Below are 12192 nucleotides of genomic sequence, written 5' to 3'. Positions count from 1 at the left end.
CTCATTGCTCCTTGCCGACCATGACCGGCTTGACCGTGACCCCCGGCCTGATCTTTTGCAGCCCTTCCACCACAATCTGTTCACCCGCTTTCAGGCCACTCTCCACCAACCATTTGTCGCCAACGGCCTGCACCGCCTGCACCACACGCTGCTCCAGGCTGTGGTCGGCTTTCACCACCCAAACGCTGGCGTCGCCATTGGCCTTGCGGACAAGGCTTTGCTGCGGGGCCAGCAGGGCGTCCTGCTTCACCCCGGCCTCAAGCTTGGTGCGCACAAACATGCCCGGCAACAGTTTCCGCTGCGGATTGGGGAAACGCGCACGCACCGTGATGGCCCCGGTATTGGCGTCCACCGTCAGGTCGGCGAATTCCAGCGTCCCGGTTTCCGGATAAGCGCTCCCGTCAGGCAAGGTCAGCGCAACCGGCGCGGAATCCTGAAATTCGCTGCGCAATGCGTCCATCCCTTCCTGGGAAATGTCCACCAGAATCGGGTCCAACTGCTGGATGGTCGCCAACGCGCTGCTCTGGTTGGCAGTCACCAGCGCGCCAGCGGTGACGCTGGACTTGCCAATGAAACCGCTGATGGGTGCCTTGACCTGGGTGTAGGCCAGCTTGATGCGGGCGCTTTCCAGGGCGGCGCGCGCCACACCGACATCGGCTTCAGCCTGTTTCTGCGCCGTCACCAGATCTTCCTGGCTGTCGTGGCTGACCAGCCCGCGCGCCGCCAGCGACTGGCCGCGCCGCGCCTTGTTGCTGGCGTCTTCACGGGCGGCCTCGGCCTTGGCCAGTTGCGCCTGGGCGGTGTCGACCGCAGCCTGGTAGGTGGCGCTGTCAATCTGGTAGAGGGGGGCACCCTGCTTGACTTGGCCGCCTTCCTGGAACAGGCGCTTGAGGATGATGCCGTCAACCTGCGGGCGGACTTCCGCCACTTCCACCGGCCTCACCCTACCGGGCAGTTCGCGGGTCAGGGCCACGCGCTGCGGTTGCAGGGTGACCACGCCGACTTCAATATCTTTCTGGGCTGCTTTTTTGTCAGCCTCTTGCGCCTTGCCGCAAGCGCCGAGCAGGGATGCAACCAGCAACAGCGCGGTGAACGGGGCAAGCTTGACGATAGGTTTCATAGGTTTCCTGCTTTAACCTGGAGGGTGTTGGCGAGAACTGCCAAAGGATGTGCCACGGTTGCCACATATCAGGGTTTCAGGGGCATAGTGCTGGCCGTCAGTGCGCCAAAATCTTTGCCAGAAACGCCTGCGTGCGCTCATTGCGCGGATGGTTGAAAAAATCATGCGGGTTATTTTCCTCCACGATCTGTCCCTGATCCATAAAGATCACCCGGTCAGCCACCGAACGGGCGAAACCCATCTCGTGGGTGACGCACAGCATAGTGATGCCCTGCTCCGCCAGTTCAGTCATGACATCCAGCACTTCCTTGATCATTTCCGGGTCAAGCGCGGAAGTGGGCTCGTCGAACAACAGGATCTGCGGCGTCAGGCACAAGGCACGGGCGATGGCGACACGCTGCTGCTGGCCGCCGGACAGTTGCAGCGGGTATTTGTCGGCCTGTTCGGCGATCTGCACACGTTGCAATTGCAGCATCGCCCGCTCCTGTGCGGCCTGTTTCGGCATCTTTTCCACATGAACCGGCGCCAACGTAAGGTTTTCCAACACTGTCAGGTGCGGAAACAGGTTGAACTGCTGGAACACCATGCCGACCTTGCGGCGGATGGCGTGCAAGGTTTTCATATCGTCGCTGAGTTCCAGCCCATCCACCGTCAGCTTGCCCTGCTGGTGCGCTTCCAGCCGGTTGACGCAGCGGATCAGGGTGGACTTGCCGGAACCGGACGGGCCGCAGATGACGATGCGTTCACCCTGCCGCACTTGCAGGTCGATGTCGCGCAGCACATGGAACTGCCCATACCATTTGTTGACTTTGGCGAATTCGATCATGTGAGCCGATTGCGTTGCAGACATCCTAATGCGCCCTCCCCCGGTTGACCTGACGCTCGACCCAGCGGCTGTAGCGCGACAGACTGAAACAGAATACAAAATAAATGGCGGCGATGAACAAATAACCCTCCAGCTTGTAAGGCAGCCAGTTGGTGTCACTGTTCACCGCCAAGTCCAGCGAGCCGGTCAGTTCGTACAAGCTGACGACCGTCACCAGCGACGTGTCCTTGAAGGTGGAAATGAAATTGTTCATGATCCCCGGCGTCACGGTCGCCAGCGCCTGCGGCAGGATGATATGGCGCTGCATTCCCCAGTAAGACAGGCCCAACGCCGCCGCCGCCTCATACTGCCCGCGCGGGATCGCCTGCAAGCCGCCACGGATCACTTCCGCCAGATACGCCCCGGCGAACAGCACCATCGCCACAAGCACGCGCGCCAGCACATCAACCGTGAACCCTTCCGGCATGAACAGCGGAAACAGGAAGGACGCCATGAACAGCACCGAAATCAACGGCACGCCCCGGATCAGCTCGATATAAACCGTGCACAACACCCGGATCACCGGCAAATCCGACAACCGCCCCAGCGCCAGCAGCACCGCCAGCGGGAAAGCGCCCACCACCGACAAGGAAGCCAGCAGGATGGTCAGCGGCAAGCCGCCCCACAAACGGGTTTCCACCACCGACAACCCCAATGCGCCGCCATGCATGAGGATGAAAAACACCGCCAGCACCACCACCCACACCGCCACCAGCCAGCGCCGCCAGAACATGCGCATGCAGCTTGCCACCAACAACGCCATCAGCAGCAGGGTCGCCAGCAAGGGCCGCCACTGCTCCCCGAACGGGTAGCGCCCGAAAATGATGATGCGGTATTTTTCCGCCACCACGCCCCAGCAGGCACCCTCACCCCGGACAGCGCCGCAAGCCTCGGCGTCCGCCACCCACACCGCATGGCCGACGCCCCAGATCCACGCCTGCATCAGTGCGTACAGCAGCAATGTCCCCAGCAACAGGGTCACGATGCTGTTGAATACATTGTTGAACAGATTGGTGCGCAACCAGGCCAGCATCTCAACGCTCCCTGATCGCCACACGGCGGTTGTACCAGCCCATGAACGCCGACGTGAGCAGCGACAGCGCCAGGTAGACGGCCATGATCACGGCGATGCATTCCACCGCCCGCCCGGTCTGGTTGATGGAAGTGTTGGCGACCGACACCAGGTCGGGATAACCGACCGCCACCGCCAGCGAAGAGTTCTTGGTCAGGTTCAGGTACTGGTTGGTCATGGGCGGGATGATCACGCGCAACGCCTGTGGCAACTGGACTAGGCGCATCGACTGGGAGCGGCTCAACCCCAGCGCCAGCGCCGCTTCCCGCTGCCCGCGAGGGACGGAAGCGATGCCGCTGCGCACGATTTCCGCCACATACGACGCCGTATACAGCGTCAGCCCCAGCAACAGGGCCAGGAATTCCGGCGACAGCGTGACGCCGCCGTCAATGCCAAAGCCCGCCTTGACCGGCACATCCCAGTGCAAGCCCTGCCCCCACACGGGGACAGGCAGCGCCAGTCCGGCCTTGCTCAGGTAGAAGCCAAGGAAAGGCTCCGCATCCACCACATCCGGCAGCAGTTGCACACACACCAGATACCACATCAGCAATTGCAGCAGCAGCGGCACATTGCGGAAGGTTTCCACATACGCCAGACACAGGCTGCGGACTAGGATATTGTGGGAAAACCGCCCAACACCCAGCAACACGCCCAGCAGCGTGGTCAGGACAATGCCCAGCAGCGCCACTTTCAGGGTGTTGCCCACCCCGGTCAGGAACGCTTTCCAGTACGGCTGGGTGGAATCGTAACCGAACAGGCTTTCACTGATGTCAAACCCAGCGGGCTGTTGCAGGAAGCCAAAGCCGCTCTGGATGCCACGGACACGCATGTTTTCCAGCGTGTTGTCCGCCAGGATCAGGATGCAGCCCACCACCAGCAACAGCGCCACCGCTTGGTAAAGCTGCCCGCGTATTGTCCGGTTACGCCAAAACCCCATTAGCGGATCGGTTCGGCGTAGAGGATGCCGCCTTTGTTCCACAGGCTGTTAAGGCCGCGCTCCAGCTTGAGCGGGGAACCTTTGCCGACGTTGCGCTCAAAGATTTCGCCGTAATTGCCGACTGCCTTGATGGCGCGGTAGGCCCATTCCTTGTCCAGCCCCAGCAGCCCGCCCATGTCCTCGCTGACGCCCAGGATGCGCTGGATGTTGGGGTCGGCGTTGCTTTTCATCTCATCCACATTCGCCTGGGTGATGCCGTATTCTTCCGCCTCGACCAGGGCATTGCGCACCCATTTGGCGATGGCAAAGAACTCATCGTCGCCACGGCGCACCAGCGGGCTTAAGGGTTCCTTGGAAATGATTTCCGGCAGGATCATGTCTTCGTCAGGATTCTTGGAAATGGCGCGCTCCGCTGCCAGCCCGGAGGCATCGGTGGTGTACGCCTGACAGCGCCCGCTGTGGTAGGCACCCGTGGCGGCTTCGTTCTTTTCGAACACCAGCGGCTTGATTTTCAGGTTATTGACACGGGCGAAATCGGTCAGGTTCTTTTCCGTGGTGGTGCCGGACTGGACGCACACCGTGGCGTTATCGAGCTGCTTGGCGCTGGTGAGCTTCAGCTTTTTGGGGACCATAAAGCCTTGGCCGTCGTAATACATCACGCCGACAAAGTTCGCCCCCAGCGAGGCGTCGCGGGTCAGCGTCCAGGTGGTGTTGCGCGAGAGGATGTCGATCTCGCCGGATTGCAACGCCGTAAAGCGCTGCTGGGCATTCAGTGGCGCCCATTTCACCTTGTTGGCGTCACCAAGAATGGCTGCGGCCAGCGCCTTGCAGTAGTCCACATCCAGCCCGCTCCACGCGCCATTGCTGTCGGCGGAAGAAAAACCCGCCAGCGCCACATTCACGCCACACACCAGTTGACCGCGCGATTTGACCGCATCCAGGGTTTTGCCAGCATGGGCAGGGAGGCTCGAGAGGGCGGCGGCGCATAAGGCGAAACCCGCCAGCCAGCGGGGAAGGGGATGGTTAGACATGGTGGTGTTCCTTGGCAAATTGTTCAACGGGAAGAGGATTGATTTAAACAACAAGCCGCCAGCAAGTAAAGTTGCCCTAGCGATCAAGGCTTACGGCGCGCCAGCAACAGCGGAACACCCAGTAAAATCAACATCAATGGAATGATGAGCCAGTTGCCCGTCCGCACATAGGGGGTGGTGCCGCTTAACGGTACGGCGTAACCGGAAATGACGGTCGCCTCGTATTGCGGGCCCGTTTTCAGCACTTTGCCTTTTTCATTGATGATGGCGCTGACGCCGTTATTGGTGGCGCGCAGCAGGAAACGCCCGGTTTCCAACGCCCGCATACGGGCAATTTCAGCGTGCTGGGCAGGTTCAATGGAACCGGTGAACCAGCCGTCATTGCTGACGTTCACCAGCATGGTCGCTTCCGGCAAACCCTGGATGAGCTCTTCGCCATAGACATCTTCGTAACAGACCGACAGGCGCATCGGCTGGCCCGCCAGCACCAGATTGCCCCGGCCTTCCCAGGCGGTGACATTGTCATACGGCAGGCGGATGATGCTTTCCAGGAAGCGCAGGTATTTCAGCAGCGGAATGTACTCGCTGAACGGCACCAAGTGCTTCTTGGCGTAGACGTTTTCACTCGTTTCGATGGATTTCCCCACATCCCGGTCACCACCGATGGCCATCACCGCATTGTAGACGGCCTCGGTGTCCCGGTTGAGGTAGAACCCGCCAACCAACAGGTCGGCCTTGGCTTCCCGCGCCCAATCCTGCAACGGCTCCAGCACATCCAGCGAACGCGGGAAAAAGTCCGCCAGCGCCGTTTCCGGCCAGATCACCAGGTGCGAACGCTCCACATCCGGATAACGGTCAGGATCCATCAGGTTCAGGTAAGCCTGGATGTTTTCATTGCGGAATTGCGGCTCCCACTTGGTCAGTTGGTCGACATTGCCTTGCAGCATGCTGACATAGAGCGGCTCCCCGGTTGGCTGTGTCCAGCGGATTTGCCCCAGGCCAAAACCAACCGCCACCGTCGCCACCACCAGAGCGGCAGCGATGGCCCGCTCCCGCAGGGTTCCCAGCACGATCAGCACCAGCGCGCCACTGCCCAGCGCCACCAGCCAGCTGATCCCCAGCACGCCGGTGACCGGGGCGTAATTCGCCAGCCAGTTGTCGACCTGGGTGATCCCCAGTTGCAGCCAGGGGAAGCCTGTCAGGAACCAGCCGCGAAACCATTCCGTCAGCACCCAGATGGCCGGGAATGCCGCCAGCAGCCGGACTGCTGTCGGCAAGCGCCCGCAATACGACGCCAACCAGCCGAACACCAGCATGAACAGCGCCATCAGCATCACAAACACTGCCACCATAAAAGCGGCGATGAAGGCATTCGCCCCACCGAAAAAGTGGATGCTGACATAAATCCAGTGCGCCCCACCGGCGAACATGCCGACGCCGAATGCCCAGCTCAACCGCAAACGCCGCCCCAGGGGCATGCTTTTCAGGTTCAGCCAGAACAATACCGCAGGCGACAGCCAGGCAAACGGGCGCAGCTCAAACGGCGCAAACGCCAGCGCCATGACTGCCCCCGCCAGCGCCGCCAGCAGGTAATCAAACTTCGACAGGGAATCTCGGAACAACAGCATCTTGTCAATAATCCAGCCAATGCAAATGTGCCGGGATTATAACGCAGGCGTTTCTTCGGGAATATGACAATCCGTGTTGGGCAACACTTCCAACAGCAGGATACGGCGTGAGTCGCTGCGCAGGACGCGGAACAGCCAACCGTCCAGGATGGTTTCCTCCCCCTGGCGGGGAATTTTCCCCAGTTCGTTGATGACGATGCCCGCAATGGTGTCGAACTCGTCGGTGTCGAAAGCCGTGCCCACCACCGCATTGAATTCGTCGATCGGGGTCATGGCCTCCACAATGTAACGGCCATCGCCCTGCGGCGTCACATTGGCGGCGGAATCTTCTTCGTCATCGTGTTCATCGTCGATATCACCGACGATCTGCTCCAGCACATCCTCAAACGTCACCAGCCCGGAAACTCCGGAATACTCGTCAATGACGACCGCCATGTGGTTGCGGGTATTGCGGAACTCGGTCAGCAGCCGGTTGAGGCGCTGGCTTTCCGGCACAATCAGGGCGGGGCGGATAATGTCGTCGATCGCAAACTCCTGTTCCCGCCCAATGTATTTGAGCAAGTCCTTGGCCAGCAGGATGCCGACCAGGTCATCACGGTCTTCATCCACCACCGGATAGCGGGAATGTTCACTTTCCGCAATGCGTTCAAGAATCTGGGGAAAACGGTCTTCATGGTAGATGAAATTGATCTGTGAGCGCGGAACCATGATGTCACGCACCTGTAGCGCGCCAAATTCCAGCACCCCTTGCAGCATCCCCACGGTTTCCCCCGAGAGGAGGTTTTTTTCGTTGGCCCGTTGCAGGTCATCCATCAGGTCTTCCCGGCTTTGGGAAGTAAGGTCAAATTTTTCTATTAGCCACTGTTTCCATCGCGGTCGAGGTCGCGACTCACCTGTATCAGTTTTCATTTTTCCTCTGGGGATAGCTGGTAAGGGTCGGGAAAGCCGAGCCTGCCCAGGATTTCAGTTTCCAGGGCTTCCATTTCGCTGGCTTCGGCGTCCGTTATATGGTCGTAGCCCTGCAAATGCAACAAGCCATGTATCAGCAAATGCGCCCAATGCTGCGGCACAGTTTTGCCCTGTTCCTGCGCTTCACGCCGCATCACAGGCTGGCAAACCACCAAATCGCCAAGGTAATCCGCCTCGCCATCCTCCAGTGGAACCAAGGGTGGATCATAGGGAAACGACAGCACATTGGTCGGGCAATCCTTGGCGCGGTAGCTGTGGTTCAGCTCCCGGCTTTCCGCCTCCGCCACCACCCGCACCACCACGCCCGCTTCGCCTTCGCCCTGCCAGGCGGCCTGCGCCCAGCACGCCAACTCCGCATCGGCGGGAATATCCGTAAAGCCCTCAGGGTTCTGGATGTCGAGCAGCAAGGTCATAGCTGTCATACGCCTCCACAATCTTTTGCACCAATTTGTGCCGCACCACATCGCGCCCGCCGAAGAAATTGAAACTGACGCCCTGCACCCCGTCGAGAATCTCCACCGCCTGTTTTAGGCCGGACTTCTGGTGGCGCGGCAGGTCTATCTGGGTGATGTCCCCGGTGATCACGGCGGAGGAGCCAAACCCCAGCCGGGTCAGGAACATTTTCATCTGTTCGGCGGTGGTGTTCTGCGCTTCATCCAGCAAAATGAAAGCGTCATTCAGCGTCCGCCCGCGCATATAGGCCAGTGGTGCAACCTCGATGACATTGCGCTCAATCAGTTTGTTGACCTTTTCAATGCCCAACATTTCATACAGGGCGTCGTACATCGGGCGCAAATACGGGTCGATCTTCTGCGACAGGTCGCCCGGCAGGAAACCGAGACGCTCCCCCGCCTCCACCGCTGGCCTGACCAGCACCAGACGGCGCACTTCGTCACGCTCCAGCGCCTCGACTGCGCACGCCACCGCCAGCCAGGTCTTGCCAGTGCCCGCCGGGCCGACGCCAAAGGTGATGTCATGGGTGCGGATATTCTGGATATAGCGGCTTTGCGCCATGCCCTTGGGCTTGATGAAGCCCCGGCGGGTGCGGATGCGCACATCATCGCTGGTGTTCGCGTATACCTTGTCGAGGTTCGCTTCCTGCAAAAACAAATGGATGCTTTCCGGATTCAGGACTGAATCGGCGGTCTCGCGATACAAATCCTGCAACAGCCTCACGGCAAGCTGGGTAGTTTGGGGCGAGCCGGTAATCTGGAAGAGATTGCCACGGTTGTTGATTTCAACGCCCAGACGATTTTCCAGTTGGCGCAAGTGCTGGTCAAATTGGCCGGAAAGGTTCATCAAGCGGGCAGTGTCAGCAGGTTCAAGCTCAACCTGGACGGTGTGCCTGTCACTCTCCGTTCCAGTCGTTGTCATGGTGGTCAAGCAGATTGAAAAGCCGTTAATTATTAAAACAGAAAGTATAGTGACAGCATCACCAAGGTTCAACCACTCCGATAAAAGGTAGCCTAATCCAGTAGACACTATTAACCCTTTTCGTGGTATTATTTTTTAGTCATTGAGGGAAAATAAAAAAACTACAAACAGCCGGAACCATCATGATCAGGGGGTAATAACCGTGCAGGTCACGTTAACTTTTTTCACGCCATCAGCTGGCTGGTATAGGCCGTTACCTGCTGTGGACTCACCCAAGACATTGGTATTGGTTTTTGGCGAAACCGATATTTCACACCATCAATATTTACTCGACGAATTGCGCCATCAATATCCCAGCGCCATTATGGCCGGTTGTTCAACCGTTGCAGGCATTTTCAGCGAACATTTGATGGAAAATGCGCTGGTGGTTGGAATAATTTGTTTTGACACTAGCTGGATTGCGCTCTCCGTCGCCGAAGTGCACGGCATATCCGACTCACGGCAAGCGGGCATCCAACTGGCGCAATCACTCAACTCCCCCGACCTCAAGGGCATGCTGATCCTGGCGGACGGGCTCAACACCAACGGCAGCGAACTGGCTCGTGGCCTCATGTCCATACTGGCCCCGAACGTCATGGTGGCGGGGGGGCTGGCCAGCGACAATATGCAATTCAAGTCCACTTGGGTGCTGCATAACGGCCATCCTTGCCCCAATCTGGTTTGTGGCATTGGCTTTTATGGCGACAAGCTTTTTTTCTCCACCCAGGCGAAAGACGGCTGGCGGCCTTTCGGGCCGGAACGGCGGGTGACGCGCTCGGATGGCAACATCCTCTACGAAATCGATGACCAACCTGCCCTTGACCTTTACAAGAAATACCTGGGCGACCGCGCCGACGGCCTGCCTGCCGCCGCCTTGCACTTCCCGCTATCCATCTGGGAAAAAAGCAAGGATTCCTATGTGGTGCGCACGATCCTGGGTGTCGATGAGCCAACCCGCAGCATGCGCTTTGCCGGAGACATCCCCAACAACAGTCAGGCACAACTGATGTATGGTAGTTTTGATAACCTCGTGGATGGTTCAGAATCCGCTGCGCACCTGTTACGAAAGAAACTGCCTTCGCCGGATGCGCCAGTATTGTGTTTTGCCATCAGCTGTTCAGGCCGCAAACTTGTCATGGAAGACGACACCACCCTGGAACTGGAAGCCACCCTGGAAGCGTTGCCTGCGGGCAGCCAGCAGATTGGCTTTTATTCTTTCGGTGAATTGGCGCCGCCTTTTTCCGGCACAGGTTGCAGCCTGCACAATGAAACCATGACCCTTACGGTATTGTATGAAGGAAGTTAACCCACTGCACCGCCGCCTGCAAAAACAGCTCCAGCGCACTGGCCTAGCCCAGGGTTCACTTCCTGACGACCTGAACCGCTGGCAGGATTTTTTGCATCTGGTCGACCGCTCCTATGCAGGCACCAGTGATGCCCAATACTTGCTGGAACGCTCATTGGAAGTGTCCTCGCAAGAAATGCGCAAGCTCTATGACGACCTGAAAATAGAAACCGAACAACGCATCGAAGCCCTGCACCGCTCAGAACAGAAAACCCGCTTCATGGCCAATATGAGCCATGAACTGCGCACCCCCATCCATGGCATCCTTGGCTCCTTGGAAATCGTCAAGAGCACCGACATGGACGAGCGGCAAAAGCTGTTTGTCGAGACCGCCTATGCGTCCTGCGAAGTCATGCTGGACATCATCAACAACATCCTTGATTTCTCCAAACTCAAAGCGGGCGGCATTGAGCTGGAAATCATCGAATTTTCCCCACGCGAACTGGTGGAAAGCATCAGCAGCATCATGGCCACCATGGCGCAGGAAAAAAACCTCGAAGTCCAGTGTTACATTCCGGAAGAGGTTCCGGCGCGCGTCAAAGGCGACCCGGCGCGGCTGCGGCAAATGCTGATGAACCTGATTGGCAACGCCATCAAATTTACCGAACAGGGCGAAGTTTATACCGGCCTGGAACTGCGCTCACTGGGCGACACCGAAGCCTTGCTGCGGTTTGAAGTGCGCGACACTGGCATCGGCATCCCGCCCGCCATGCAGAAAAGCATCTTTGAATCGTTTGTCCAGGTTGACGCCTCCATCAACCGGCGCTATGGCGGCACTGGCCTAGGCCTGACCATTGTCAAGGAATTTGCGGAAATGATGGGCGGCCGGGTTGGGTTGGAAAGCGCACCGGAAAGCGGCAGCACCTTCTGGTTTGAAATCACCTTCCCGATTGTCGAAATCAGCCAGCACGTACACCAGGCGAAGCACCTTGAAGCCTGCCGCATACTGGTGGTGGACGACAACGAAACCAACCGGCGGATTTTGGAAAACTACCTGAACGCTTGGCAAGCACGGGCCACCATCGTCAGCAATGGCCACGACGCCTTGCATAAGCTGGAGGAAGCTCTGGCCGACAACAACCCGTTTGATATTGCGTTGCTGGACTGGTTCATGCCGCAAATGGACGGCATCGCCCTCGCCAAAGCCATCCGCAGCGACGCCCGCTACGACGGCATCCCCATTGTGATGCTGACCTCTTACGGTTTGTCCCTGGAAAAACAGAAGCAAGCAGGCATCCAAGCCGCCGTCACCAAACCAGTCCGCTCCATCACCCTGCGTGATGTGCTGACCGACACCTTGCGGCGTCACGGCGGCAGCGCGCCGAAACCTGCCAGCAAACTGCCGCCATTCCCCGAACTGGCGCTGCCAGTGGCAGCGGCGGATGCCGCCCAACCTGCTGGCGGCATCCTGCTGGCGGAAGACAACTCGGTCAACGCCCTGATCGCCATCACCATGCTGGAAAAGCTCAACCTGCCCATTGACCATGTCACGACTGGCAAACATGCGCTTAAAGCATTACGCACACGCGCCTACCGGCTGGTGCTGATGGACATCAACATGCCGGAAATGGATGGCTATACTGCCACCCGTTACATCCGCAAGTGGGAGCGCGAAGGCATCCTGCAATATACGCCCGTCATCGCCATGACCGCCAACGCCCTCAAAGGCGACCGAGACCGCTGCATAAAAATGGGCATGGATGACTACCTTCCCAAGCCGGTCAAACAGGATGAATTATTGCGGATCGTCAAAAAATGGCTGGGACAACCTGACACCGCCCCTGCAACCTGAGGAAACGCTTGCTGTAGGCG

At 58.8% G+C, this 12192-nt stretch carries 11 protein-coding genes; 2 read left to right on the top strand and 9 right to left on the bottom strand.

Translation table 11 applies throughout. The features are described from left to right. Window position 1: 1 nt before the first annotated feature. The 9 genes from VSS37_RS12245 to VSS37_RS12205 form a co-directional block, all read right to left on the bottom strand. Complete coding sequence (locus tag VSS37_RS12245; RefSeq protein WP_324695622.1) at window positions 2–1120, bottom strand: efflux RND transporter periplasmic adaptor subunit; 1119 nt, start codon at window positions 1118–1120, stop codon at window positions 2–4. Window positions 1121–1217: 97 nt separating this feature from the next. Further along, a complete protein-coding gene (locus VSS37_RS12240; RefSeq protein WP_445971483.1) occupies window positions 1218–1970 on the bottom strand; it encodes an amino acid ABC transporter ATP-binding protein in 753 nt (250 codons plus the stop codon). A 1-nt stretch (window position 1971) separates the two neighbouring features. Continuing rightward, entirely contained in the window at window positions 1972–3018 is a 1047-nt protein-coding gene (locus VSS37_RS12235) for an amino acid ABC transporter permease (protein WP_324695619.1), read from the bottom strand. Window position 3019: 1 nt separating this feature from the next. Next, entirely contained in the window at window positions 3020–3994 is a 975-nt protein-coding gene (locus tag VSS37_RS12230; protein WP_324695617.1) for an amino acid ABC transporter permease, read from the bottom strand. Further along, a complete protein-coding gene (locus VSS37_RS12225; protein WP_324695615.1) occupies window positions 3994–5025 on the bottom strand; it encodes an amino acid ABC transporter substrate-binding protein in 1032 nt (343 codons plus the stop codon). Before VSS37_RS12225 ends, VSS37_RS12230 begins: the two co-directional genes overlap by 1 nt. Window positions 5026–5108: 83 nt before the next feature. Continuing rightward, the gene (gene lnt / locus VSS37_RS12220) at window positions 5109–6653 is read right to left on the bottom strand and encodes an apolipoprotein N-acyltransferase (protein WP_324695612.1); all 1545 of its coding nucleotides are present in this window, start codon (window positions 6651–6653) and stop codon (window positions 5109–5111) included. Window positions 6654–6689: 36 nt separating this feature from the next. Beyond that, a complete protein-coding gene (locus VSS37_RS12215) occupies window positions 6690–7562 on the bottom strand; it encodes a CorC family transporter (RefSeq protein ID WP_324695611.1) in 873 nt (290 codons plus the stop codon). After that, entirely contained in the window at window positions 7559–8044 is a 486-nt protein-coding gene (ybeY, locus tag VSS37_RS12210) for an rRNA maturation RNase YbeY (protein WP_324695610.1), read from the bottom strand. The genes VSS37_RS12215 and ybeY overlap by 4 nt, the downstream gene beginning before the upstream one ends. Next, window positions 8004–8996, bottom strand: a complete 993-nt coding sequence (locus VSS37_RS12205) for a PhoH family protein (RefSeq protein WP_324695608.1) — start codon at window positions 8994–8996, stop codon at window positions 8004–8006. Before VSS37_RS12205 ends, ybeY begins: the two co-directional genes overlap by 41 nt. Window positions 8997–9258: 262 nt before the next feature. Between VSS37_RS12205 and VSS37_RS12200 the strand changes: the two genes are divergently transcribed. After that, window positions 9259–10341, top strand: a complete 1083-nt coding sequence (locus VSS37_RS12200; RefSeq protein WP_324695605.1) for an FIST signal transduction protein — start codon at window positions 9259–9261, stop codon at window positions 10339–10341. Then, window positions 10328–12172, top strand: coding sequence for a response regulator (locus VSS37_RS12195; protein WP_324695604.1), 1845 nt, complete (start codon window positions 10328–10330; stop codon window positions 12170–12172). The genes VSS37_RS12200 and VSS37_RS12195 overlap by 14 nt, the downstream gene beginning before the upstream one ends. The last annotated feature ends 20 nt before the right edge of the window (window positions 12173–12192 follow it).

This window comes from Candidatus Thiothrix phosphatis (assembly GCF_035668035.1).
Lineage (GTDB): Bacteria > Pseudomonadota > Gammaproteobacteria > Thiotrichales > Thiotrichaceae > Thiothrix > Thiothrix phosphatis.
The sequence above is the reverse complement of the archived record's forward strand: the minus strand, read 5'-3'. Positions and strand labels throughout refer to the sequence as shown.

Excerpts from the sequence above, each read along its gene's own strand:
- VSS37_RS12245 (WP_324695622.1), bottom strand. The coding sequence starts at position 1,120 with ATGAAACCTATCGTCAAGCTTGCCCCGTTCACCGCGCTGTTGCTGGTT.
- VSS37_RS12240 (WP_445971483.1), bottom strand. The coding sequence starts at position 1,970 with ATGTCTGCAACGCAATCGGCTCACATGATCGAATTCGCCAAAGTCAAC.
- VSS37_RS12235 (WP_324695619.1), bottom strand. The coding sequence starts at position 3,018 with ATGCTGGCCTGGTTGCGCACCAATCTGTTCAACAATGTATTCAACAGC.
- VSS37_RS12230 (WP_324695617.1), bottom strand. The coding sequence starts at position 3,994 with ATGGGGTTTTGGCGTAACCGGACAATACGCGGGCAGCTTTACCAAGCG.
- VSS37_RS12225 (WP_324695615.1), bottom strand. The coding sequence starts at position 5,025 with ATGTCTAACCATCCCCTTCCCCGCTGGCTGGCGGGTTTCGCCTTATGC.
- lnt (WP_324695612.1), bottom strand. The coding sequence starts at position 6,653 with ATGCTGTTGTTCCGAGATTCCCTGTCGAAGTTTGATTACCTGCTGGCG.
- VSS37_RS12215 (WP_324695611.1), bottom strand. The coding sequence starts at position 7,562 with ATGAAAACTGATACAGGTGAGTCGCGACCTCGACCGCGATGGAAACAG.
- ybeY (WP_324695610.1), bottom strand. The coding sequence starts at position 8,044 with ATGACAGCTATGACCTTGCTGCTCGACATCCAGAACCCTGAGGGCTTT.
- VSS37_RS12205 (WP_324695608.1), bottom strand. The coding sequence starts at position 8,996 with ATGACAACGACTGGAACGGAGAGTGACAGGCACACCGTCCAGGTTGAG.
- VSS37_RS12195 (WP_324695604.1), top strand. The coding sequence starts at position 10,328 with ATGAAGGAAGTTAACCCACTGCACCGCCGCCTGCAAAAACAGCTCCAG.